The following is a 23,338-nucleotide window of genomic DNA, read 5'->3' as shown; positions in this document are numbered from 1 at the left end:
AACGCAGCGAGCTTACAGGCTGTCAATAGGGTGTGATGCCTGGATGGGCCAGAAATGGATTGCCCGGATGTCGACGGAGGGACCCGCGCGCGTCATCTCCCGAGAGAATACTCGGAGTTCCGGCGAGGATTTTCCTGGTTATGCAAAATCTGCATCGATCTATCGGATTTCGCATGACCCAGCGCATGGCTCGTTGACTGCTACCGCATCGCCAGCGTCGGATCGGTGAGATTGCGTCCGCTTGCCTGCTCGGCGGTCCGTGACAGATACTTCCACAGCGCCTCGCCGTCTCGGCTTCGCGCTCCCACACGCCGAAAGATCCTGATCTCGATTTCCAGGGACATCTGCTGTCCGCCGATCTGAACCAGCTCGCCTTGCGCGATCGCTTTCTGAACGCAGATCTGCGGCAGCCAGACCACGCCTTGCCCGGCTATCGCCATCTGCTTCAACCCTTCGGCCAGCGATGACTGGTAGACGATGCTCAGGTTGAGCGGGCGCCGCCAGCGCGACTGGATGAGCGAGATCAGCTTGCCAAGATAGCCGTCGCTCCAGGAATAGGCGAGGTAGGGAATCCGCGTGCCCTCCGGTACGTCAACGTTGAAAAGCGGTGCTCCCTTCTGGTCGACACCAGACACCAGAACCAGGCGATCCCTGCCAATTTGAAGCGATTCGAATGGGCCGCCCTCGAGGACCGGCGGGCCGTCGGGGTGGTCGTATGTGATGGCGAAGTCGCACTTGCCGGATGATAGGTGGTCGACGCATTCCAGGAAGTCGCCCGTGTGCATGCTGCTTCGGACCGGCGCGTTAGGCAGTTCGGGTTGGCTGATCCATTTGGGAAAAAAATAGATAGCCAGCGTATGAAGCGCGGCGAAGGTCAAGAGCCGTGAACTGGCGCCGGCGGCGTTGCGGCAGTCGGTTCGCAAGCGGTACATGTCGCGAAGCATTTCCTGGCAGCGCGGAACGAAAATGTTGCCGGCGCTGGTGAGGTGAACCGGGTATGTGCTGCGGTCGATAAGTTCTGCGCCGACCCACTCTTCCAGCGCCTTGATGCGGCGGCTGAAGGCTGGCTGCGAGATATTTCGAGACGCGGCCGCGGTCGAAAAATTCCGCGTCGCGGCAATCTCGAGGAAGTCCTCAAACCACGCCAGCTCCATGATCGACCTCATGCATTATTCGCATAACCGATCCTATCTACGCATTGGACAGTGGCGCAAGCCTGCTCCTAGCTTCCTCGCAAAAATAAGAAGAGCTCGAGTCAATTGTGGGAACATCTCATGAAAATGAAACATGCCTTGGCATTAGCTTTCTGCATCGGCACAAGCGCCGCTGCGTTGCCAGCAATGGCAGAGACCAAGAATCCCGGGACCTTCGTGTTCCTTTGGACTGACGATGTTCAGTCCTTCGATCCCGCTTATATCGCGAACACACCGAGCTCCTACGGTGTTTTGAACGTCTACAGCCGCCTGTTGAACTATAACGGCTCCCAGATCTCCGAATTCGTGCCGTCCCTGTCGGCGCAGGTACCCAGCCTGGAAAACGGCCTGATTAAGCAGAACGCCGACGGTTCGGTCAGCTATACATTCCCGATCCGAAAGGGCGTCCACGCCCATAAGGTCGGCATCAAGGGCGATGACGGCAAGATCACCTGGCAGTACTACGATGGGCTGACCAGCGAGCAGAAGGCCAAGATTGAGCCGGGCTACGGCGAGATCACACCCGAAGACGTGCGTTACTCGCTGCTGCGCGCGATCCTCATGGGCCAATCCTGGATGTCCAACGCCATCACCGAGGTGGTGACGGCGAGCAAGTACACCGACGTCGCGAAATGGGTCGAGGCTGAAGGTAAGGTCTCGGATATCAAGGATGCCAGCCCGGAGGCGCTTCGAAAGGTTTATGACGAACTTGCTTCGCAGATCACCGTCGAGGGCGACAACGTCACGCTGAAGCTGCCGAAATCCTTCCCCGCCACGCTCGGCGTCCTTGCGCTGCCATTCGGTGCGTCTATCGTCGACAAGGAATGGGTCGCCTCTGTCGGAGGTTGGGATGGCAATGGCGACACATGGAAGAAGTACTATCGCCCCGAGCTCGGCGACGATCCGCTTTTTGCCGAGGAAAACGGCACCGGTCCTTTCATGCTCGACGAATGGGATCGAACTGATCGCCGCATCACGCTGAAGCGCTTCGACAATTATTTCATGGGCCCGCCCTCGCTCGAGCGTGTCGTGATGCGCACCGTTCCAGAATGGACGACGCGTCGTTTGCAGTTGCTTTCCGGCGATGCCGACTTCGTGACGGCGCCCGTCGAATTCCTGGACGAACTCTCCAAGACGGACGGCGTCAAGGTCATCGACGGTCTGCCCAAGGTCTTCAGCCGCGGCCTCTACTTTGCCTGGCCGCTGGATGATGCCGACAATCCCGCGATCGGCAGCGGCAAGCTCGACGGCAACGGCATCCCGCCGGACTTCTTCTCCGACATCGATGTCCGCAAGGGTTTCAACTATGCCCAGAACTACCAAGCGCTGATAAAGCAGGCGCTGCTCGGCAAGACGGTGCAGGCGCGTGGCCCGACCGTGCGCGGCATAATGGGATACCGCGCGGATTCGCCGATCTACAGCTATGACCCGGCAAAGGCTGCGGAGCATTTCAAGAAGGCCTTCGGCGGCAAGCTGTGGGACACCGGGTTCACCTTCACGGCCTATGTTCAGGAAGGTACGCCGCAAGGTACGGCGGCGCTTTCAGCCCTCCAGCAGGGGCTGCAGCGCATCAACCCGAAGTTCAGGATGAAGATCCAGTCGCTGCCATGGGCATCGATTTCCGACAAGCTCAACAACCGTGAAAAGCCTGCCTCGCCGCTCACCTATATGGGCTGGGGCCCCGACTATTCGGATCCGGGCGGCCCGCTGGGCGCCGCGACCTACTATCTGTCTCCCACCGGCCTCGTCGGCGGCATGCTCGGGCAGGGGTATCGCGATCTCATGGCCGAGAAATTCAAGCCGCTTCTCGACCAGGCCTGGGCCTCGAGCGATCCGGCGGTGCGCGAGCCGATCTACGCCAAGCTGCAGGACATGTCTTACGACTACGCCACAACGCAATTCCTCTGGGAAGACTTCGGCTACATCGTCACCCGCAGCAACATCGACGGCTACGTGCACAACATGATCCTTTACGGCGCGTGGGATTTCTATCCCGTCACCAAGAAGGCCGATTGACCGGCTTCACGTTCAGCCAGGCGGAGCCGCCGCCCGGCTGAACCTCTCCCTCATCGCGCGGATGCTGATGTGCTGAACTACGCTTTGCGGCGGCTTCTGATGTTGCCCGTCGTCCTCTTCGCCCTGTCGCTGATGCTTTTTGCGCTGCAGATGTCGCTGTCGCCAACGCAGCGCCTGGCCGCCTACGCGCCGTCGCCCGACTTCCTCAAGGGTGGCCAGGACAGCATCCGCAGGATGATCGAGCAGTATGGGCTGAACGATCCCTTCTACATCCAATACGGGCGCTGGATCGGCAACATCGTGACCGGCAATCTGGGCTGGTCGGAGACCGCGCGCCAGCCCGTCGCCCATGCGCTGGCGTCTCTTTTGCCGGCGACGCTGGAACTGGTGCTGCTGGCATTCATTCCCGGGTTCCTGCTGGCCATCTACCTGGGCTCGCGGGCCGGCATCCATCTCAACCGCTGGCCGGACCATCTGATCCGGATCTTCACCATCCTCGGCTGGTCCTTCCCGGTCTACGTCTTCGGACTGCTGATGCTGCTGATTTTCTACTCGGCACTCGACTGGTTTCCGCCCGGTCGCCTCAGCCAGTGGGCGCAGGCGGCGGTCACGTCTCCAGGCTTTACCCGCTATACCGGCGCGAACACGCTCGACGCTTTGCTCAATGGCAATCTCGCCATCTTCTGGGATTCGCTGAGGCATCTCGCTGCTCCGGTCATCACGCTGACCTATGTCAACCTCGCAAACATGACGCGCGTCATGCGCACCTCGATGCTGGAAACGCTGCGCCAGGACTATGTCCGCACTGCCCGCGCGAAGGGCATGCCCCGGCGCGTGGTCGAGTTGCATCATGCCCGGCGCAACGCGCTTCTTCCCGTCACGACGATCGCCGGAATGGAACTTGCCGCCATGATGGGCGGCGTCGTCATTACCGAAACAATCTTTGACTATGCCGGGCTCGGCCAGTTCGCGGCCAAGACCGCCGCCAATCTCGACTTCCCGGCCGTGCTTGGCTTCGGCCTCTATTTCGCGGTCGTTCTCGTCTTGCTGAACCTGGCCGTCGACATGATCTATCCGCTGCTCGATCCGAGGGTGAAGACGCGATGAGGGCGCTTGGCTATCTGAAGCGCAATCCCATTTCGCTGGTCGGCGTGCTCCTGCTGCTGGCCTTTGTGCTGATCGCGATCTTCGCGCCGGTGCTCGCGCCGCCGCAGGAATTCCAGATGTCGGCTTACGACACACCGCGGGCGGGCTTCCTGGCGACGCCGCAGCCGCCATCGCCCGATGCGATTTTCGGAACCACCGAAGGCCAGTATGACATCTACTACGCCGTCGTCTGGGGCACCCGCACGGCATTCAAGATCGGCCTCGGCGTCGTTGCCATCTCCGTTTTGATTGGAACCATCATCGGTTCGATCGCGGCCTATTACGGCGGAGCCGTTGACGAGGTTCTGATGCGTATCGTCGATGTGTTCATGGCAGTTCCTTTTCTGATCGCCGCCATGGTTCTGACCGCGCTCCTCGGCAAGGGGCTGGGGCCGATAACCGTCGCCCTGACGACCTTCGGATGGATGGGCTACGCGCGCGTCGTGCGCAGCGAAATCCTGCGTATCCGCGAGATGGATTTCGTGAACGCGGCGAGGAGCTACGGCGCCGGCGACTTCCGGCTGATCGTGTTCCACATCCTGCCCAATGCATTCTTTCCCGTGCTCGTGCTGGCGACCATGGCCACGGGCTCAATGGTGCTTACCGCGTCGGCCCTGAGCTTTCTGGGCGTTGGCACCGAAGAGGGCTACGCCGATTGGGGACAGTTCATCGCCTACGCGCGCAACTGGATTGTCGGCCAACCCGGTAATCCATTCCAGTACTGGTACACGCTTGCCTTCCCTGGAGCCGCGATTTTCCTGTTCGTGCTGGCGTGGAATCTGGTCGGCGACGCGCTGCGCGACATTCTCGATCCCCGCCATACCGATTGAAGGGAGTACCCTCGTGTCTTCGCTTTCCCGCAGCGCTGTCGAGCTTTTCGAAGATCTTATCCGTCACGAGGTCGAGGACAAGGCGATCCCATCGATCTCCTATGCCCTGGTCGACAGGGACGGCCTTATGGCGCATGGCCATATCCAGCGTCACGATCGTCACTTCGACATGAAGGACGATACCTGTTTTCGCATCGGCTCGATCACCAAGACCTTCACGTCGGTTGCCATCATGCAACTTGTGGAACAAGGGCTTGTCGACCTTGATGTCGACGTCTCGGAGTACCTGCCGGGCTTCCGTCCGGTCAATCCGTTCGCCGGGCGCGAAAGCGGACCCCACGGTTCCCTGATCACCCTGGGCAAGCTGATGAGCCACACCGCCGGCATCGTGCGCGAGCCTAAGAGCGGACACTATCTGGATTCGCACAAGCCGCCGCTGGCCGACACGGTCGCCGAGCTCGCCACGTCCACCCTGAAGCAAGATCCCAGTGCCGGCATCATGCACTATTCGAATGCCGGCATCGCCGTGGTCGGCATGGTGATCGAGCGGGTGACGCGGAAAAGCTATTCCGATTATATCACCGAGAACATCCTGAAGCCGCTGGGCATGAAGGACACGTCGCCGGGAATGGCGCCCGGCATCCGTGAAAGGCTTGCGCCGGCCGACATGTGGACGATCGATGGGGACAGCCCGGCACCGGTGTTCAATCTCGGCGGGTCGCCCGCCGGCAATATCTTCTCCACCACATCGGACATGGCCAGCTACACGCAATGCCTCTTGCGTGGCGGTTTTGCGCCCGATGGCCACTCCATCGTCAGTCCGGCGTCGCTTCGCAAGATGTGGACTCCCATCGGCAAGCGCCCCGAAGGTCACAACAAGGACCTGAACGGCTATGGCCTGTGCTTCGGCGTCGGCGATATGGACGGATGGACCTCCGTCGGGCATGGCGGCGCGGTCTATGGTTATGCCTCTCAGATGATGATCCTGCCCAGGGCCGGCTTCGGTGTCCTGATTTTCGCGACGCTTGATTTCGCCAATCAGATTGCCTCCCGGCTCGCTGGCGATGGCCTGCGTATCGCCCTCGCCAATTGCGGCATGGGACGCATGCCGGAGCGCAGCCAGACTCCGCCGCCTATCACCGAGGATCAGTTCGCGCGCCTGCCCGGCCTCTATCGCCATGAGACGAGCGGCGAGGTCGTCGAGGTGAAGAGCAAGGACGGCAAGCTCTACCTGATGGGGGAGGGCGTGCCGCTTCAGATCCGCCCCGTTTCGGGCAGCGACTTTGTCATCGACGGACGCATCTATGGCCGCGGGGCCGAATACGCGCATATGAACCTCTCCTTCTCTCAGGCCAATGAATTGACCTGGAAAGGGGCGAGTTGGTCGCGCGTCGACACCCTGCCTGTCGAAAAGGTGCCGCCCGAGATTGCGCCGCACCTCGGCGAGTACGGGCCGGACTTCAACATCACCTATCTGACCTACAGCCACGGTGAGTTGAAATGCCTGATCGAGTATTTCTGCACCCACACGTGCGAGCCGGTGGATGCCGGACGGTTCCGTATGCACGGGCTGCTCTACGAAGAAGAAATTCTCGAGCTGGACGCCGTCGACGACAACGGGCGTCGCGGCATTCGGGTCGGTCCCATGTTCCTTGTGCGCCGGCAGGCCGAAATGGCGGCCTGAAGGACAAGTGACAGGCCAGGTTCTCACGTCGGCGACGGCACGAGCCGCGGCCCGACGACTTCTCAGACATCGAAAGGCAAGGGTATGAAAGTCTTCATCAGCGCCGATATCGAAGGCACGGCGGGTATCACCAACTGGGACGAGGCGCGCAAGGGCAATCCCGATTATGCGGAATTCCGCGAATATATGACGGACGAACTCGTTGCGGCCTGCGAGGGCGCAAAGGCGGCAGGCGCGACCGAAGTCGTCGTCAAGGACGCCCACTCGACCGCGCGCAATCTGATCCTGTCCAAGCTTCCAGCCTATGTGCGCATCGTGCGCGGCTGGAGCGGCCACCCGGACGCAATGATGTTCGGCATCGACAAGACCTTCGACGCCGCTCTTTACACGGGCTATCACAACAAGGCCGGCACCGACACGAACCCGCTGGCGCACACGCTGACCGGCACCGTTTCCAGGATGCTGATCAACGGCGAAGTGGCATCCGAATATACGCTCAACGCGTGTTGCGCCGCCCGTTACGGCGTGCCCTCCGTGTTCCTGTCGGGTGACGCCGGCATGTGCGGAGAGGCGAAGGCCCTGGTGCCTGAAATCGCCACCGTCGCCACGAGCGAAGGGTTCGGGCCGGCCACGTCCTCGCTCTCGCCGCAGGGCGCCGTGAAGGCGATTCGCGAGACGGTGGAAGCCGCGCTGTCGCGCGACCTGTCGAAGTGCCTGCCGAAACTGGCGAAGACGTTCGAGCTCATCGTTGAATACACGACCCCGATCGAAGCCTACCGGGGAAGCTGGTATCCTGGTATCGAGCATCCCGCCCCGCGCACGCTTCGCTTCAAGGCGGACAACTTCTTCGACATTCAGCGTGCCATCCGGTTTGTTGTCTTGGGTTGATTGGTACCCGGTACGGCCGACCGATCTGCAGCGGGCTGTGCCGGCATGTCCTGCCGGTCACAGCCCCACTGCAACCCTTCCGCGTCGGGGCGATCGTTAGAAAAAGGTCTTCAGCGCGCCGACAATGTCATAGGCGTCATTGACCAGGAACAAAATTTGCCATTTGTCAAAGGTTGTGCAGGGGTGCGACACGCCAAGTCCGATACGATCCCCGACCTTGACCGAAGCCGTCTCCGGGACGCGCATGTAGGCGTGCTGGTCGTTGCTGGCGAAAATCTCGCAGCCGGTCAGCATTTGAGGCAAGTCACCGTCGCGCGAGACGAGCAGCGGCACCGGCAGCCCGGAATCGGTCCCAAAGTCTCGCTTGCCGGCAGTCAGGATCGCCAGCCCGGGTTCCGGGCTGGACTGCACATGGGTCCACACCTCCAACGCGTTGATCAGCCCCTCATTCTCGCCCGTCGCGGCAAGGATGCGCTTCTGCTCTGCCTGGTAGACGCCGCTGTCATGGCTGACATAGCAGCCGCTGCGTGTCATCACCTGGGCGCCGCTGCCGGAGAGCCGGTCGAGAACGATGTCGTAGAACGACGAGCCGCCTGCAGTCACGATCGGTGGCGCGCGTTCGAACAGGCTTTGACTGGCGCATGCATTGTAGAGGGCGCCGATCTCGTCGACGAAAGCGGCAACCGCCTGCGCCGGACCTCCATCCTTCGGCTTGATCAGCCCTTCGAACGCCTCGACGCCGCACAGTCGCAATTGCGGTGTCGCGTGCGCGGCACGGGCCACCTCGAGCGCTGTTTCGTTGTCCCGGCAGCCGGTTCGGCCGCCGGGGTAGCCGCGCTCGACCAGCACCTGGATGGGCCGCGATTTCTTTCCGGCACGCCGGACTGCTTCGCTCGCCAGGCGCACGGCGTCCAGGCTGTCGACCAGCATGTAGAAATCGAGGTCTGGCGACGCGTTCAGCTCGGCGACCAGCGCATCCAGCTCCAACTGTCCGACGAGCTGGTTGGCGAGCACGATGCGATCGATGCCGAACCGGCGGCAAACTTTTATCTGGTGCAGCGTGGCGACGGTTACGCCCCATGCGCCGTCGCGCAACTGCCGCTGCATGATCTGCGGACACATCGTCGTCTTGACATGCGGCGCGATCATCGCGTTGCGCTTCGCGATGAAGCGTTGCATCCAGCGCGAATTGTGGTCGAGCGCGGACTCCTTGATGACAGCCGCCGGCAACGGCACATGGCCGCGCAGCAAGTTCCAGCCCTTCGATGCGACATCGTGAAGCCGGACCACAACTCCGGGCGGAATGCCCTTGGTGGTTTCGTCCAGCACCAGATCGTCAAGCGCTTGAAGGTTCATGTGATTTCCCGGCTCCCTGCCATCCCAAGCCGTGCGCGCGCGGCCAGGCGCCATCGCTGAGTGGTCCGGGCGCCTTGCGGAAATCATATAATAGTTTGATGATGAGAAAACATTTTTCTTAAACGAAAGACAGGCTGGAATCACCAAATGCGCATTTTCATCGCGGGCATGGATACCGAGACCAATACATTCGCGCCCATCCCAACCGGCTACCATAGCTTCGAGGAGATGGGCATTGCGCGTGGCGACGCCACGTCGAAGGCCCTCAATGAGCCTTCCTGCCAGCTCTTCGTGTGGCGTCAGCGCGGCGAAGCGGACGGCCATGAGATCGTGGAGAGCCTCTGCGTCTGCGCCGAGCCCGGAGGCATAACCATCCGCAACGTCTATGAGCAGTTCCGCGATGAGATTCTGGCCGAGCTCAAGGCGGCGATGCCGGTCGACTGCGTGCTGCTGGCGCTGCATGGCGCCTTTGTCGCCGAAGGCTATGACGATACCGAAGGCGATCTGCTTGCGCATGTCAGAGCAGTCGTCGGCCCCGACATTCCCGTCGGCGCCGAACTGGACCTGCATTGCCACACAACCCGCAAGATGGTCGACAACGCAACCGCCATCGTCGCCTACAAGGAATATCCGCACACCGACATCATGGATCGCGCCGGCGAGCTCTACCGCATCATCGTCGATACGGTGGAGGGTAGGATCCGGCCTGTGATGGCGCTATACGACTGCCGCATGATCAGCACCTTCCGGGTGCAGGAACAGCCGATGCGCGGCTTCGTCGATGCCATGACCGCCGCTGAGTCCGAGCCTGGCATCCTTTCGGTTTCGCTGGGCCATGGCTTTCCCCATGGCGACGTCGAGGATGTCGGTGCGCGCATGCTGGTCATCACCGACGGTGACAGGCCGCTTGCCGAGCGGACCGCGGAAAAATTCGGCAAGCACCTCTTTGCGTTGCGCAACGACCTGATCCCGAAATTCCTCGGCATCGACGAGGCGCTCGATATCGCGCTCGCGGAGCCACAGGGCCCGGTCGTCATCGCGGATGTCTCCGACAATGCCGGTGGTGGCGCGCCGGGCGATTCCACTTACATACTACGCCGGCTGATAGAGCGCGGCATCGGCAACGTGGCCAGCGCCATGTATTGGGATCCGATCGCCTATCGCTTTTGCGTGGAAGCTGGGATCGGCGGCACCATCGACCTGCGGGTCGGCGGCAAGTGCGGTGTGTTCTCCGGCATGCCGGTCGATCTGCGGGTCACCGTCAAGGGCCTGGGACGCGATTTGACGCAGCGCTTCGGCACCATGCCCTGGCCGCTCGGCGATGCGGCATGGGTTACCACCGATGGCGGCATCGATCTGATCATCAACACGGTGCGGACGCAGGTTTTCCATCCGGACTGCATGACCGCGGTTGGCCTCGACCCGAGCGAGCGGCGCATCGTCATCGTCAAATCCAACTATCATTTCCAGGCAGGGTTCGCGCCGATCGCCAAGCGCATCCTGTTTTGCGCCCCGCCCGGCGCGACGCAGCCCAACTTCGCTTCGATCCCTTATACCAAGCTGAAGCGGCCCTATTGGCCGAAGGTGGAAAACCCGTTCGAGGTTGCTTGATCGCCTTTGGCGATCGCAGGCTTAGCACCGACGCCGCGTTTCAACCGGCGTCTGCAAGCGCGCCCGTCACCACGTGACAACGCACCGTGCGCGCGCCATCGATTGCTTTGAGCACCTGCGGCTGTTCGCAGCCCGCGGTCGCCGAAGGACAGCGTTCCCGAAAATAGCAGCCTGAGGGCAGCTTGCGGTTGCTTGGCAGTTCGCCGGCGCGGGGTGCGATCGTCGCCAGCGGTCGCTCGAAACTCGGCACGGCGTCGAGGAGCGTCTTGGTGTAGGGGTGCCGCGGACCGTCCAGTACCTGCTGTGCAGTCCCCGCCTCGACGATCTGGCCGAGATACATGACGGCAACGCGATCGGCGACGTGGCGAACCAGCGAGACGTCGTGCGAGATCAATGCGTAGGACAGCTTGCGCTCAGCCTGCAGCGTCAGCAGCAGGTTGACGATCTGCGCCTGCACCGAAACATCCAGCGCCGATGTAGGCTCGTCCAACACCAGGAGTTCCGGCTCGACGGCAAGCGCCCGGGCGATCGCGATGCGCTGGCGTTGACCGCCCGAGAACTCATGCGGATAGCGGTCGATCTGCTCAGGACGCAGGCCAACTGAAACGGCAAGCTCGGTCGCGCGCTCGATCAGTTGCTTGCGACTATAGCCGCCGCGGATGTGCAGTGGCTCGGTGATCAGTCGCCATGCCGGTAGACGCGGGTCCAGCGAGGATTGGGGATCCTGGAAGATGATCTGGATGTGGGTGTTCGATTGCGCACGGTCGACCCCCTTCAGCCTGATCGAGCCGGCCGTGAGGGGCGTCAATCCGACGATTGCCTGACCGAGCGTGGATTTGCCGCAGCCCGACTCTCCGACGATCCCCAGCGTTTCGCCTTCGGCGACGCGGAGCGAAACGCCATTGACCGCATAGACGTCAGTGCCGCCAAACCAGCCCGAGGTCACCCGATAGCGCACCTCGACATCTTCCAGGGCAAGGAGCGGCTGCTGTGAATTCATGTGGCTTCCGCCTCCTCGATACGGCGCCAGCACGCGGCACGACGCGAAGGGTCGATGGAGGCCAATGGCGGTACGTCCACGCAACGCTCGTTCTCCTCGCGGCAACGCGCGCGAAACAGGCAACCGGCGGGCGGATTCAGCATATCGGGCAACGTTCCGGGGATCTGCTCCAGGGGTTGCTTCGGCACGGCCAGTCCCGGCAGGCAGCGGATGAGCGCGCGGGTATAGGGATGCGCAGGGGCGGCGAGCACGGCGGCCGTGGTCCCGGACTCGGCGACGCGCCCGGCGTAGAGCACATAGAGCCGGTCGCACAACTGCGAAACCACTGCCATGTCGTGCGAAATGAAGACTACCGCGGTGCCGGTGCTGACCGCCTTCTGTTTGATGAGCGAAAGGATAAGCGCCTGCACCGTGACATCGAGCGCCGTCGTTGGCTCGTCGGCAATGATAAGCTTCGGTTCGCAGGAGAACGCCATCGCGATCAGCACACGCTGACGCATGCCACCCGACAGTTCGAACGGATAGGCCCGCATGATCCGTTCCGGCTCGCTGATCAGCATGTCGCGCAGCAGCCCGACCGCCTTTTGCCGGGCCGCATCAGTGCCAAGACGCTGGTGACGTCGGATGACCTCGATCACCTGGTCGCCGATGCGACGCGTCGGGTTCAGCGCGTTCATCGGCTCCTGGAAGATCGTCGAGACCTGACGACCGCGCACGTGCTGCAACTCACGCTCGCTGAGCTTCATCGGATCGTTGCCGAAAAGACGCACGGCGCCGCCGGTGATGCGTGCGCTGCCCTTCGGCAGAAGCCGCGTCGCGGCCATCATGGTGACCGATTTGCCGCAACCGGATTCGCCGACCACGCCAACGATCTCGCCGGCGCGAACGTTCAGGCTGATGCCGTTCAGCGCCTTGACTGGACCGCGAAAGGTGCGGAACTCGAGCGCCAGATCATCGATGTCGAGGAGGATATCGCCCTGCGCTGCGCTCATCGCCCGCCAAGCCTCGGGTCAAGCATGTCGCGCAGGCCGTCGCCCAGCAGGTTGAAACCCATGGCGCTGATCAGGATCGCAAGGCCAGGAAAGGTAATGTACCACCATTGATCGAGGAAGTAGTTTCGGCCGCTCGACACCATCGAACCCCACTCCGATGTCGGCGGCTGCGCGCCGAGGCCAATGAAGCTCAGCGCCGCGGCGGTCAGGATCGTGCCGCCAAGATCGAGTGTAGCCTGAACGATGATGGGCGAAAGCGCATTGGGCAGGATGTGCCAACGCAGCAGATAGGCTGGGGATGCTCCGAAGCTGCGCGAGGCCTTCACATAGGTCCGGTTGCGGAGCGACAGCGTCTGGCCGCGCGCCAGCCTGACATAGGCAGGCACGCGCACGACCGCCACGGCCAGCATGGCGTTGAACAGGCTGGGGCCGAGGGCAGCGGCAAGAGCCATCGCCAGGATCAGCGCCGGCAGCGCTAGAAAGACGTCCATCAACCGCATGATTGCCGTGTCGACGATGCCGCCGACCACACCGGACAGGCAGCCGATGATGGAGCCAACCACTGTCGAGATGATGACAATGGCAAACGCGATGCCGCAGGAGGCGCGCGCGCCGTAGAGAACGCGCGAGAACAGGTCGCGGCCAACCTCGTCGGTGCCGAACAGATGCTGAAGGCTCGGCGCCGCGAGCCGAGCCGACAGCGATATGCGGTCGGGCGGATAGGGCGCGAGGACTGGCGCCGCGACGATCACGATCAGCACCACCAGCGCAATGGCGGCGCCGACCAGAGTGAGCGGGCTGCCCTTCACCCGATACCAGATACGGTGGAGACCCTCGCGAGCGACCGATGGCCGCCTTGCGATGCTTGTCGCTTCGATGGCCATCAGCCAAGCTCCCGGATCTGCGGGTCAAGCACCATGTAGGTCAGGTCGACCGCCAGGTTGATCAGCACATAGCCGAGCGACGCGACAATGGTGAAGCCCATGATCGCCGGGAAATCCAGCGTCTGGATCGAGGAGACAACATAGCTGCCCATTCCTGGCCAGGCGAAGATCGTCTCGGTCAGCACTGCCCCGTAGAGGAGGTCGCCGAAGGCGAGGCCGAGCAGCGTCACCGACGGGATCAGCGCATTGGGCAGCGCATGGCGCAAGGTGATCGCCGAACGCGACAGGCCGTTGGCACGGGCGGTGCGCACATAGTCTTCCTGCAGCACGTCGAGCATCGAGGCCCGGATCTGACGCGTGATGATGCCGAGGTTGGCGAATGCCAGCACGAAGGCCGGCAGCACGAGGTGGTAGAGCGTCGATCGGAACGCCGCCAGATCGCCGGCGACCAGCGAGTCGATGAGGAAGAAGCCTGTCACCCGCGGCGGCGGCGCAATGCCGATATCGATGCGCGCGCTGCCGGGCAGGATCGGGATCTTCACATAAAAGACGATTATCAGCGCCAGGCCAAACCAGAAGACCGGCATCGAAATGCCGGCCACCGAGACGGCGCGTGCCGCCTGGTCGACCGGGCCGTCCTTGTAAATGGCCGACAGCACGCCGAGCGGCACGCCGATCAGGATCGCCATGATCAGCGCCGTGATGCCGAGCTCGAGCGTTGCGGGCAAAAAAAGCGCGATGTCGGTGGCGACCGGTCGCCGTGTCCTCAGCGAATTGCCGAGATCGCCCGACAGCAACTGCTTGACGTATATGACGAACTGCTGCGTCACTGGCTTGTCCAGTCCAAGCTCCTGGCGCACATGCGCCAGCGTCTCGGCGGAGGCCTTATCTCCGGCGATCAGCTGTGCCGGATCGCCGGGGATCAGATGCGAGATGGTGAAGGTGACGATGGCAACGCCGGCAACCACGAAAGCCAGCAGAACGAAACGCCGAAGGATGGTGGACAGCAACGACATGCCTTCGGCGTCCGCCCCTATTCGGACTTCGACATGTCGGCGATGTTGTACACCTGGATCAGCATCGGGTTGTAGACATAGCCTTTCACCGACGAGCGCATGGCGAAGATGTCGTTCTTCTGGAACAGAAGGACGTAAGGCGCATCCTCGTTGGTGATCTTCTGCGCCTCGATATAGAGCTTCTCCCGCTCCTTCTGGTCGACCGTCTGGAGGGCCTTGTTGATCAGGTCGGTGACCTTCGGGTTTTCGTAGAATGCACGGTTGCCAGGCGCGCCCATCTTGGTGGGATCGAACCAGATGTTCATGAACATGAAGGGATCGGCGAAGTCGGGGGTCCAAGCGCCGGTCGCGATGTCGTAGTCGCCCTTGGCGACCAGCTCGCGCTTGGTCGTGTCGGCAACGTTCTTCATGTCCAGCTTGACGCCGATTTCGGCAAGCGATGCCTGCAGTGCGAGACCGACCGGCTCCCAGGCCGAGTCGGCCTGCGAATAGGTGAAACTGATGTGCAGTTCGGAGACGCCGGCGTCGGCAAGCAGCTGCTTGGCCTTTTCCGGATCGTAGCTGTACTGCATGCCTTGCGGGTCATGGCCCCACATGCCATCCGGCACCGCGCCACGCATCTGCTCGGCCTGGCCCTGCATGATGCCATCGACAAGGCCCTTGTAATCGACCGCATAGGAAATCGCCTGGCGGACCTTCGGATTGTCGAACGGCGCCTTCTTGTTGTTGAGATAGAGATAGATGACGTAAAGGCTGGGATTGCTCTGGATCGCCACCCCGGCGCTCGACTTCATGGCTTCGGCCTGGTCCACGGGAACCTGGTCGATGAGATCGGCATCGCCGTTTTCCAGCTGCAGACGACGCGATGACATCTCGCGCACGATCTTGAAGATCACCTGCTTGAACGCCGGAGCCTTGCCCGAATAGTGCGGATTGGGCTCGAGTGTGATCTGCTGGTTGCGTTCCCAACTCGCGATCTTGAAGGCGCCGCTGCCAGCGCTGTGCTCGGCGAGCCAGGCGCGCGCATCGTCACCATTGACCGCATGATCCTGCGCCTTCGGGTTGACGATCGAGCCTGCCGAGGTAGCGAGAGCCGAAAGGAAAGGCGCGAACGGCGCCGACAGCTCGAACTTCACGGTTTGCGGATCGACGACGACGACATCCTTGACAGTCGGGAACATGTCTCCAGGACCAGCCGCCAGTTTCTTCACGCGATCGAAAGAGTATTTGATCGCGGCTGCGTCAACCGGCGAGCCGTCGTCGAACATGTGGCCTGACGCCAGCTTGAAGGTCCAACTGAGATTGTCTGGAGCGACAGTCCAGCTCTCGGCAAGCTCGGGGATCACCTCGGTCTTGGTGCCATCATATTTCACCAGCCGCTCATAGGCCGGGAAGATCAGCGTATAGCCGTTGTTGCTGACCTCGACGCCGGGATCGGCGGTGGGCGGATCCTCAGCCTTGTCTATGACCAGGACATCCTTGCCCGCGGCCCAACCATGGCCCGTGACGGCGAAGGCAGCGAAAGCGGCAAATGCCGCGACGGTCGGCAGGCGACGAAACATTGTCATATGCGCTCCCCTAGAGCTTTTCGTTGAGCATCGCGCACGTTTTCGCAGGATGCCGTCCCCCACGCTAACATCAGCATCAGGGATGGCAAGGCGATTTTTCGGATAGGAAAGTGATTTTTCGAATTAGCCAACAACCATTTCAGCTTCGGTCGTCGCGCCTTCATCCGTCTGGCTGACGGCACTGATCAAGCTCTGCTCGGACTGGCCGGAGACCGCGGTGCAAATGCACAGGATGCGTGCCGGCTTGTCGCCGACACTGATATAGGCGTGGCCCATGGTGCTTTCGAAATAGACGGATTCGCCTGCCTTCAACCGAAGCGCCTCATAGACATCGGTATGGAGCTCGACCTCACCTTCGAGCACGTAGGTGAATTCCTGCCCGGGATGGCGGATCAACTCACCGAAAGCATCGATGCTTTCGCTCGTCACCGTGCCCAGCATAGGTATCATGTCCTTGCGCGAGAGCTCGGTGCACAGAAATTTGTAGATGTAGTTAGGCGTTTCGACGATACGGCCGTCGTCGATCTTGCTGACAGCCCTGGCCCCGCGCGCGACAGGTAGAGGGCCTGCCTTCTTCACGCCGAACAACTCGGTGATGTCCACCTTCAGTCCCTGCGCCAACTGCAGCAGCTTGTCATAGGTCAACGACATCTGGTTGTTCTCGACCTTGGACAGGGTCGAGATGGCCAGTCCGGACGCCTGACTGACCTGCGTCAGTGTCCACCCATTTTCCCGGCGCAACGCTTTCAGGCATTCGCCGAGACTTGGCTTCGAATCGCTCATGAGCCACCTGAAATCGTCATTTGACGCACCTTAAGGCGGCGTCATTCGAAAGTCGACCGGTGTGCAATTGCCTTTATGATTGGAAATAGTTTTGATTGATCCACTAAAAACCTCTGGTTCGTTGTGGCACCTGTTGCTATGACGTGGGCATGCAAGACGTTTTGATCATCGGCGGCGGAATGGCCGGGGCATCGGCAGCCTACTGGCTGGCCGCAGATAGACACGTAACCATCCTCGAAGCCGAGCCGCATTGCGGCATGCATACGACGGGACGTTCCGCGGCGCTTTTCATCGAAGGTTATGGAAACGCCGCCATCCGCGCTTTCACACGCGCCAGCCGTCCCTTCTTCGTGGCGCCACCCAATGGGTTTTGCGAGGCGCCGCTTTTGTCGCCGCGCGGCTGCCTCGTCATCGGATCGCCGGACAGCCAGGAAACGCTGAAGGCGCAGTTCGCCGAGGTCGGCTCTGAATCGGCCGTCCCGATGGAGTGGCTCGATCCTGCACAGGTGCGAGCCGCCATTCCCGTTCTGCGCGACGACTATCAAACAAGCGGGTTCATCGATCACGCCGCCATGGACATGGACGTCGACGCCATGCACCAGGGGTTTTTGCGTGGCGCCCGCCGCGCTGGCGCCGCTGTTGTGACCAATGCCCGCGTTGTCGAGATCGACCGCAAGGATGGCGTTTGGACGGTCACCACGACGGCTGGTGCGTTTTCGGCCACGGTGCTCGTTAACGCCGCGGGTGCCTGGGCGGACCGGATCGCAACGCTCGCCGGCGCGGCGCCGCTCGGGCTTGTGCCCAAGCGACGGACCGCGCTGCTTGTCGAGCCGCCACCTGGCGTCGATATCGCCGCCTGGCCGGCCGTCACGGATGTCGATGAACAATTCTACTTCAAGCCATCGTCGGGAATGCTCTTGCTGTCACCCGCTGACGAGACGCCAAGCGAACCCTGTGACGCGCAGCCCGACGAGATGGACATCGCCATTGCCGTTGATCGCGTGCAGGGGGCAGCCGATATTCCGGTTCGGCACATTTCGCGCAGTTGGGCCGGCTTGCGCTCTTTTTTCCCCGACAAGACGCCCGCCGTCGGCTGGGACGCAAAAACCGAGGGCTTCTTCTGGCTGGCCGGCCAAGGCGGCTACGGCATACAGACCGCGCCTGCGCTCGGCCAAACGGCCGCGGCGCTGTTGACCGGCGGCCACTTGCCCGCGCGATTCCATGATACCGGGGCTGACGCCGCCTTGCTTTCGCCGGAGCGTTTTATCGACCCGTAGGTATCGGCTCGCGCCCCGACCATTCACCAGCCTGGACTTGTGCTTTGGATTTTTCTGCAGCTATCGCATCAGAAAGCGCTGCGTAGCTGCGGGCGCAATTGGGGCTACCGGACAACCCCGGGACTGCAACGCGTCACGAAGCTCACCATTGCGCGGTGGCTTTCACAGTGACATGCCCATCCGAAGTCCGCACCTCCATCTGCATGTCGTTTTTTCCGAGGGCCGTTCCGCTGAGAAGCAGGGCCTGCGGGCCGATCGCCGGTCGCACGCCGCGAAAGGAGAAACGGCGCGGCGCTTGCCCGGCAATGACGGCGGCGAAGTTCATGAGCAGCGTCGCCTGAAGCGGGCCGTGAATGACAAGCCCGGGATAATGCTCGACATTCGCTGCGTAGGGCGCGTCGTAGTGGATGCGATGCCCGTTGAAGGTCAGCGCGGAGTAGCGAAAAAGCAGCACCGGATCCACGTCGACTATCCGCTCATGCGATGCAGCCAACCTGGGAGCGGCCGGCTGCGCCGGGGCCGGGACGCCGGCCTCTGCCGCGCGGTAAACGATGATCTGGTCCTCCTCGACTACGGGGCCGGCGGCATTGGCGATCTCGTGGCGGACCGTGACGAAGGTAAGCGGCCCGCTGCGGCCCTGCTTTTCTTCAACAGCGCTAATCGTCGAGCGTCGGCGAACCGTGTCGCCGCTGCGGATCGGCGCCAGAAAACGCATATCGCTGCCTGCCCACATTCGGCGCGGAAGTGGCACCGGCGGCAGGAAACCGCCCTTTGCGGCATGTCCGTCCGGCCCCAGCTCGCTTGCGTCGGCGATGTCGGGCGTCAGGCACCAGTGCAGCCCGGGCGGAGCCTCGTCGAGGCGCACCGCGTGCGGGCCAAGCGTTGCCTCGAAGCTGGCGAGCAGGCGAGGGGTCGCGATGTCCTCGACCTCGCGGGTGCGACCAACCCATTTCTGCAGCGTCACGCTCGAATCAAGGCTCATCCTGCTTCCTCCTCAGACCGCGAATTCGGACCGGATCCGATCCGTGTCGGCGCCAAGGGCAGGAACTTTGGGGGCCGTTTGGAAGCCTTCCGGCCGCCCCGCCGGCGTCGGCATGGCGATCCGCTTGCCGTCCGGCAACTCAACCTCCGTCCGTCGCAGGGCCTTGTGGTGCGGAAGGTCGGGCATTTCGCTCACCCGGCCCCAGGCGATCTGTGCCTCGCCAAGGCGGCGAATGGCTTCCTCGCAGTCGATCGCCGCGAAAACCGGCTCGATCTCGGCGTCGAGCGCGGTGCGATTGGCTACCCGCCAAGCATTGGTGGCGAAGCGTTCATCGGCAAACAGATCCTGCCTTTGCAGCACGATGTTGCAGAGGCGCTTCCACTCGCTGTTTTGCTGGATGGAGACCACGACCGCTCCGTCGCGGCAGGCATAGGGCCGGTAGGGATAGATCGAGGCGTGCGCCAGTCCGTAGCGGCCCGTCTCCCGCCCCGCATGTTCGTAATGCAGCAGCGGCACCGCCATCCAGTCGGCCATGCCGTCGAACATGGCGATCTCGACGATGCGGCCGCGGCCGGTCCTGCCGCGCACCAGAAGCGCCTCGAGGATCGCCGCATGGGCGTTCATTCCGGTCGCGATGTCGGCAGCCGAGACGCCGATCTTGCAAGGCGTTTCGGGAGTGCCTGTAACCGCGCAGATGCCGCTTTCCGCCTGCACCAGCATGTCGTAGGCGCGCATCGCCGCGTAAGGCGTGTCCTGGCCGTAACCGACGATGTTGACGGCGATCAGCCGGGGGAATTTCTGCGCAACCACGTCGGCGGAGAGGCCGAGCCGGTCGATCGCGCCCGGAGCGAGGTTCTGCACGAGGACATCCGCCTGTGCGACCATCCGGTGCAACAAGGCGAGGTCTTCTTCGGCCTTGAGGTCGAGCGCCACGCTCTGCTTGCCGCGGTTCAGCCAGACGAAATAGGCCGACATGCCTTCGACGGCGGAATCGTAGTGGCGCGCGGTTTCGCCTTCGGGACGCTCGATCTTCACCACGCGCGCGCCGGCGTCGGCGAGGCGGACGGTGCACAAGGGAGCCGCGACCGCCTGCTCGATCGAAACGACAAACAGGTCCTCCAGCGGGCGGGCGGCGTCAGACATTGCGCTGCACCCCGGAACGGGCGAGAACACCCGGCTTCAGCCGCTCGTTCTTGCCGTAATCTTCGGCCGGGTGGAAAAACAGGCGCGGGGTGTCGTCGATGTCCTCGAGCCTTTTGCGATAGGCCTCCAAATAGGCCTTGCGGCCTTCCTCGCCGACACGGCCGGGCATATAGGCGACGAAAGGCGGCAGCACGTCGAAGCCGGCATAGCGTAGCAGGCCGTTGTGGATAGGCCACAGCACCGTCAGGATGTCGCCATCGATGCCATCGGGCGCATAGGTATCGGCCGAGGTGCCCGTCGTGGCGGCCACCATGGCGAGCTTCCCCTTGAACATGCCGGTGTCGTATTTGCGGCCAGGCAGATAGGCAAAGCCGCGCGCGAAGACGCGGTCTGCCCAGCCCTTGATCATCGCGGGCATTCCGAACCACCAGACGGGAAACTGGAAGAGCACGAAGTCCGCCCGTTTCAGCTTTTCGATCTCGGCATTGATGTCGGCCGCCAGCCGGCCCGTCTCATAGGCGGCGGTCTGCTCGCGCTGCAGGCTGAAGAAATCCGGATCGTTGCGCTCGCCGGTCATGTCTTCCGGTCCCGCCACGGGGTTGAAGCCCATGGCATAGAGATCGCTTACGATCACGCTGTGGCCCACCTTTGTCAGCGTCTCCGCGGCAAGGTCCCTCATCGCCCCGTTGAAGGACTTCGGTTCCGGATGTGCATAGACGACGAGGACGTTCACGGCGACGACTCCTAGTAAGAACGCGGTAGGCCGAGCACGTGCTCGGCCAGGAACGACAGGATAAGGTTGGTGGAGATCGGCGCGACCTGATAGAGACGTGTCTCGCGGAACTTGCGCTCGACGTCGTATTCCTCGGCGAAGCCGAACCCGCCATGCGTCTGGATGCAGACATTGGCGGCTTCGTTGGAAGCGTCGGCGGCGAGCATCTTGGCCATGTTCGCCTCGGCGCCGGGGTTCTTGCCGGCTTCGTAAAGGGCGAGCGCCTCGCGCACCATCAGCTCTGCCGCGCGCATGTTGGCGTAAGCCCTGGCGATCGGGAACTGGATGCCCTGGTTCTTGCCGATCGCCCGGCCGAACACATGGCGCTCCCTGGCGTAGGCGCTTGCCTTTTCAATGAACCACTTGGCATCGCCGATGCATTCGGAAGCGATCAGGATCCGCTCGGCATTCATGCCGGACAGGATGTAGCGGAAGCCTTTTCCTTCCTCGCCGATCAGGTTTTCGGCGGGCACGCGCAAATCATCGAAGAAGACCTCGGTGGTGGCGTGGTTCATCATGGTGCGGATCGGCCGGATGGTCAGGCCGTTGCCAAGAGCTTCGCGCATCTCGACGATGATGACGGAAAGGCCGTCGGTCTTCTTCATGCCGTCCGCCAGCGGCGTGGTGCGCGCCAGAAGCAGCATCAGGTCCGAGTGCTCGGCGCGGCTGGTCCAGATCTTCTGACCCTTGACCACGAAATGGTTGCCGTCGAGCCGGGCGGTGGTCTTCAGCGCGCCGGTGTCGGTGCCGCTGGTCGGCTCGGTGACGCCGAAAGCCTGCAGGCGCAACTCGCCGGTGGCGATCTTCGGCAGATAGCGCTGCTTCTGCGCTGCCGAGCCGTGGCGAAGCAGCGTGCCCATCGTGTACATCTGTGCATGGCAGGCGCCGCCGTTGCAGCCGGCGCGCTGGATCTCTTCCAGCACGGCAGCCGCGGCCGAAAGCGGCAGGCCGGAGCCGCCATACTCCTCGGGGATCAGGATCGACAGCCAGCCCGCTCCCGTCAGGGCTTGGACGAATTCGCGGGGGTAGGCCATATCCCTGTCGAGCGCGCGCCAATACTCGCCGGGAAAGCGCGCGCAGAGCTTTGCGACGGCTTCACGAATGTCCTGATAGTGTTCCATGAATTGCCGGGCCTTTCGTCTCGCTCCGGCGTCCAGTATCACGCCGATACATCTCGACAGCAACGCAGGGCACGCGTGATCAGCTATACCGAAATTGAAACCCTTACGGCGCCGGGCCGAGAAGCTGGCCGACCCACACCGCCCGCTCGACAAGATCCCGAGCGGTATCCTCTATCGCCTGGCCGGCAAAGCGCGCCAGCCGCGAGGCCGGCCGGTCGGCCGGATAGGCAAGGATGAGGCGGCGCACGGGCACGGGATCGATCAGCGGCGCGGCGGTGAGCAGGCCGGCGGCGACATCGGCATGGATGGGCGCGAGCGGCAGGATCGTCCAGCCATGGCCGTTGCGAACGAGGTCCTTCAGCACCGAATAGGTGTCCGCCTCGATGCCGACATCGAGCGTGATGCCAGTCTCCGCGGCGCAGCGTTCGACGATGATGCGCAGCCCGTGCTTGATGCTGGGCAGAAGCAGCCTTTTCCCGGCGAGCGAGGCGAACGGCACGGCGCGCACGGTCGAGAAGCCGGCGTCGGGCGGCCCGATCAGGAAGAGGTTCTCCAGCAGCAGCGGCCTTGTGCGCAGCGACCTTGCCATGCGTGGATCGTAGAGCACCGCGATGTCTATTTCGCCCCGATGCAGCCAATCGAGCAAATAGCCGGTATAGGCGCTGACGAGCCTGAGCTTCGCCTTGGGATGGGCTTTGCCGAAGGCCGCCGCGAGCGGCAGCGAGATGATGTCGGCCACCGTGGGTGGCAAGCCGATGGCAATCTCGCCGGTCAGCGGCGCATCGGCGGGCGTGGCGGTGGCGCGGATCTCGTCGATCTCGGCCTGAACGCGCACGGCGTGAGCCAGCACTTCCTTGCCCTGTTCGGACAGCACCATGCCGCGCCCATGACGCAGGAACAGGGCAAAGCCCAGTTCCTCCTCCAGCATGCGTACCTGGCGGCTCAGCGCCGGCTGCGCGATGTGCAACCGGTCGGCGGCCTTGCTGAGGCTGCCGAGCTCGGCGACGTGGATCAGGGTGCGCAGCTGCGATAGCTCCATGAGCTATCGAATATCATTATATCTGATCACGAGAAAG

The 23,338-nt window shown here is 62.8% G+C and carries 20 protein-coding genes; 7 read left to right on the top strand and 13 right to left on the bottom strand.

What is annotated here, in order from left to right; all coding sequences use genetic code 11:
- Positions 1 to 200: 200 nt before the first annotated feature.
- Positions 201 to 1,166 (bottom strand): LysR substrate-binding domain-containing protein, encoded by a 966-nt coding sequence (locus RFM41_RS23515; protein ID WP_320251531.1) that lies wholly within the window; start codon positions 1,164 to 1,166, stop codon positions 201 to 203.
- A gap of 174 nt (positions 1,167 to 1,340) precedes the next feature.
- Between RFM41_RS23515 and RFM41_RS23510 the strand changes: the two genes are divergently transcribed.
- From RFM41_RS23510 to RFM41_RS23490, 5 genes are all read left to right on the top strand, one after another.
- Complete coding sequence (locus tag RFM41_RS23510) at positions 1,341 to 3,209, top strand: ABC transporter substrate-binding protein (protein ID WP_320251530.1); 1,869 nt, start codon at positions 1,341 to 1,343, stop codon at positions 3,207 to 3,209.
- Positions 3,210 to 3,308: 99 nt separating this feature from the next.
- Positions 3,309 to 4,316, top strand: a complete 1,008-nt coding sequence (locus RFM41_RS23505; RefSeq protein ID WP_320251529.1) for an ABC transporter permease — start codon at positions 3,309 to 3,311, stop codon at positions 4,314 to 4,316.
- Positions 4,313 to 5,185, top strand: coding sequence for an ABC transporter permease (locus RFM41_RS23500; RefSeq protein WP_320251528.1), 873 nt, complete (start codon positions 4,313 to 4,315; stop codon positions 5,183 to 5,185). Before RFM41_RS23505 ends, RFM41_RS23500 begins: the two co-directional genes overlap by 4 nt.
- 13 nt (positions 5,186 to 5,198) lie before the next feature.
- On the top strand, positions 5,199 to 6,869 hold the full coding sequence (locus RFM41_RS23495; RefSeq protein ID WP_320251629.1) for a serine hydrolase domain-containing protein: 1,671 nt from the start codon (positions 5,199 to 5,201) through the stop codon (positions 6,867 to 6,869).
- 84 nt (positions 6,870 to 6,953) lie between these two features.
- The gene (locus tag RFM41_RS23490; protein ID WP_320251526.1) at positions 6,954 to 7,757 is read left to right on the top strand and encodes a M55 family metallopeptidase; all 804 of its coding nucleotides are present in this window, start codon (positions 6,954 to 6,956) and stop codon (positions 7,755 to 7,757) included.
- Between the two features lie 96 nt (positions 7,758 to 7,853).
- On the opposite strand, the gene RFM41_RS23485 is transcribed toward RFM41_RS23490, so the two are convergent.
- Positions 7,854 to 9,167, bottom strand: coding sequence for an amino acid deaminase (locus RFM41_RS23485; RefSeq protein WP_320251525.1), 1,314 nt, complete (start codon positions 9,165 to 9,167; stop codon positions 7,854 to 7,856).
- A 93-nt stretch (positions 9,168 to 9,260) separates the two neighbouring features.
- Between RFM41_RS23485 and RFM41_RS23480 the strand changes: the two genes are divergently transcribed.
- Entirely contained in the window at positions 9,261 to 10,724 is a 1,464-nt protein-coding gene (locus RFM41_RS23480; protein ID WP_320251524.1) for a M81 family metallopeptidase, read from the top strand.
- A 40-nt stretch (positions 10,725 to 10,764) separates the two neighbouring features.
- On the opposite strand, the gene RFM41_RS23475 is transcribed toward RFM41_RS23480, so the two are convergent.
- From RFM41_RS23475 to RFM41_RS23450, 6 genes are all read right to left on the bottom strand, one after another.
- The gene (locus RFM41_RS23475) at positions 10,765 to 11,808 is read right to left on the bottom strand and encodes an oligopeptide/dipeptide ABC transporter ATP-binding protein (protein WP_320251523.1); all 1,044 of its coding nucleotides are present in this window, start codon (positions 11,806 to 11,808) and stop codon (positions 10,765 to 10,767) included.
- Positions 11,721 to 12,716: an ABC transporter ATP-binding protein gene (locus RFM41_RS23470; protein ID WP_320251521.1), complete on the bottom strand. Its 996-nt coding sequence runs from the start codon at positions 12,714 to 12,716 to the stop codon at positions 11,721 to 11,723. Before RFM41_RS23470 ends, RFM41_RS23475 begins: the two co-directional genes overlap by 88 nt.
- Positions 12,713 to 13,600, bottom strand: coding sequence for a D,D-dipeptide ABC transporter permease (ddpC, locus tag RFM41_RS23465; protein ID WP_320251520.1), 888 nt, complete (start codon positions 13,598 to 13,600; stop codon positions 12,713 to 12,715). The genes RFM41_RS23470 and ddpC overlap by 4 nt, the downstream gene beginning before the upstream one ends.
- Positions 13,600 to 14,616, bottom strand: a complete 1,017-nt coding sequence (locus RFM41_RS23460; RefSeq protein ID WP_320251519.1) for an ABC transporter permease — start codon at positions 14,614 to 14,616, stop codon at positions 13,600 to 13,602. The genes ddpC and RFM41_RS23460 overlap by 1 nt, the downstream gene beginning before the upstream one ends.
- A 17-nt stretch (positions 14,617 to 14,633) precedes the next feature.
- Positions 14,634 to 16,184 (bottom strand): ABC transporter substrate-binding protein, encoded by a 1,551-nt coding sequence (locus RFM41_RS23455; protein WP_320251517.1) that lies wholly within the window; start codon positions 16,182 to 16,184, stop codon positions 14,634 to 14,636.
- A gap of 123 nt (positions 16,185 to 16,307) precedes the next feature.
- Positions 16,308 to 16,967 (bottom strand): helix-turn-helix domain-containing protein, encoded by a 660-nt coding sequence (locus tag RFM41_RS23450; RefSeq protein WP_320251516.1) that lies wholly within the window; start codon positions 16,965 to 16,967, stop codon positions 16,308 to 16,310.
- A gap of 161 nt (positions 16,968 to 17,128) precedes the next feature.
- On the opposite strand from RFM41_RS23450, the gene RFM41_RS23445 reads away from it, so the two are divergent.
- Complete coding sequence (locus tag RFM41_RS23445; protein ID WP_320251515.1) at positions 17,129 to 18,244, top strand: NAD(P)/FAD-dependent oxidoreductase; 1,116 nt, start codon at positions 17,129 to 17,131, stop codon at positions 18,242 to 18,244.
- 142 nt (positions 18,245 to 18,386) lie between these two features.
- On the opposite strand, the gene RFM41_RS23440 is transcribed toward RFM41_RS23445, so the two are convergent.
- The 5 genes from RFM41_RS23440 to RFM41_RS23420 all read right to left on the bottom strand — a co-directional run bounded on the left by RFM41_RS23440 (position 18,387) and on the right by RFM41_RS23420 (position 23,301).
- On the bottom strand, positions 18,387 to 19,226 hold the full coding sequence (locus RFM41_RS23440; protein WP_430691554.1) for an HTD2 family dehydratase: 840 nt from the start codon (positions 19,224 to 19,226) through the stop codon (positions 18,387 to 18,389).
- Between the two features lie 12 nt (positions 19,227 to 19,238).
- Positions 19,239 to 20,369, bottom strand: coding sequence for a CaiB/BaiF CoA transferase family protein (locus tag RFM41_RS23435; protein WP_320251511.1), 1,131 nt, complete (start codon positions 20,367 to 20,369; stop codon positions 19,239 to 19,241).
- The gene (locus RFM41_RS23430; protein ID WP_320251509.1) at positions 20,362 to 21,102 is read right to left on the bottom strand and encodes an NAD(P)H-dependent oxidoreductase; all 741 of its coding nucleotides are present in this window, start codon (positions 21,100 to 21,102) and stop codon (positions 20,362 to 20,364) included. The genes RFM41_RS23435 and RFM41_RS23430 overlap by 8 nt, the downstream gene beginning before the upstream one ends.
- Positions 21,103 to 21,113: 11 nt before the next feature.
- Positions 21,114 to 22,262 (bottom strand): acyl-CoA dehydrogenase family protein, encoded by a 1,149-nt coding sequence (locus RFM41_RS23425; protein WP_320251507.1) that lies wholly within the window; start codon positions 22,260 to 22,262, stop codon positions 21,114 to 21,116.
- A 103-nt stretch (positions 22,263 to 22,365) separates the two neighbouring features.
- The gene (locus RFM41_RS23420; protein ID WP_320251505.1) at positions 22,366 to 23,301 is read right to left on the bottom strand and encodes a LysR family transcriptional regulator; all 936 of its coding nucleotides are present in this window, start codon (positions 23,299 to 23,301) and stop codon (positions 22,366 to 22,368) included.
- Positions 23,302 to 23,338: the final 37 nt, after the last annotated feature.

This window comes from Mesorhizobium vachelliae (genome assembly GCF_033977325.1).
Taxonomy (GTDB): Bacteria; Pseudomonadota; Alphaproteobacteria; order Rhizobiales; family Rhizobiaceae; genus Mesorhizobium; species Mesorhizobium vachelliae.
Note: the sequence above shows the minus strand (reverse complement) of the source record. Positions and strands in the feature narration are given on the sequence as shown.

What these genes read in the sequence shown, in the direction of transcription:
- RFM41_RS23450 (WP_320251516.1), bottom strand. Translation starts at nt 16,967, where the DNA reads ATGAGCGATTCGAAGCCAAGTCTCGGCGAATGCCTGAAAGCGTTGCGC.
- RFM41_RS23485 (WP_320251525.1), bottom strand. Translation starts at nt 9,167, where the DNA reads ATGGCGCCTGGCCGCGCGCGCACGGCTTGGGATGGCAGGGAGCCGGGA.
- RFM41_RS23470 (WP_320251521.1), bottom strand. Translation starts at nt 12,716, where the DNA reads ATGAGCGCAGCGCAGGGCGATATCCTCCTCGACATCGATGATCTGGCG.
- RFM41_RS23440 (WP_430691554.1), bottom strand. Translation starts at nt 19,226, where the DNA reads ATGAGCCTTGATTCGAGCGTGACGCTGCAGAAATGGGTTGGTCGCACC.
- RFM41_RS23500 (WP_320251528.1), top strand. Translation starts at nt 4,313, where the DNA reads ATGAGGGCGCTTGGCTATCTGAAGCGCAATCCCATTTCGCTGGTCGGC.
- RFM41_RS23460 (WP_320251519.1), bottom strand. Translation starts at nt 14,616, where the DNA reads ATGTCGTTGCTGTCCACCATCCTTCGGCGTTTCGTTCTGCTGGCTTTC.
- RFM41_RS23480 (WP_320251524.1), top strand. Translation starts at nt 9,261, where the DNA reads ATGCGCATTTTCATCGCGGGCATGGATACCGAGACCAATACATTCGCG.
- RFM41_RS23425 (WP_320251507.1), bottom strand. Translation starts at nt 22,262, where the DNA reads ATGGAACACTATCAGGACATTCGTGAAGCCGTCGCAAAGCTCTGCGCG.
- RFM41_RS23455 (WP_320251517.1), bottom strand. Translation starts at nt 16,184, where the DNA reads ATGACAATGTTTCGTCGCCTGCCGACCGTCGCGGCATTTGCCGCTTTC.
- RFM41_RS23515 (WP_320251531.1), bottom strand. Translation starts at nt 1,166, where the DNA reads ATGAGGTCGATCATGGAGCTGGCGTGGTTTGAGGACTTCCTCGAGATT.
- RFM41_RS23490 (WP_320251526.1), top strand. Translation starts at nt 6,954, where the DNA reads ATGAAAGTCTTCATCAGCGCCGATATCGAAGGCACGGCGGGTATCACC.
- RFM41_RS23435 (WP_320251511.1), bottom strand. Translation starts at nt 20,369, where the DNA reads ATGTCTGACGCCGCCCGCCCGCTGGAGGACCTGTTTGTCGTTTCGATC.
- RFM41_RS23505 (WP_320251529.1), top strand. Translation starts at nt 3,309, where the DNA reads ATGTTGCCCGTCGTCCTCTTCGCCCTGTCGCTGATGCTTTTTGCGCTG.
- ddpC (WP_320251520.1), bottom strand. Translation starts at nt 13,600, where the DNA reads ATGGCCATCGAAGCGACAAGCATCGCAAGGCGGCCATCGGTCGCTCGC.
- RFM41_RS23510 (WP_320251530.1), top strand. Translation starts at nt 1,341, where the DNA reads ATGGCAGAGACCAAGAATCCCGGGACCTTCGTGTTCCTTTGGACTGAC.
- RFM41_RS23420 (WP_320251505.1), bottom strand. Translation starts at nt 23,301, where the DNA reads ATGGAGCTATCGCAGCTGCGCACCCTGATCCACGTCGCCGAGCTCGGC.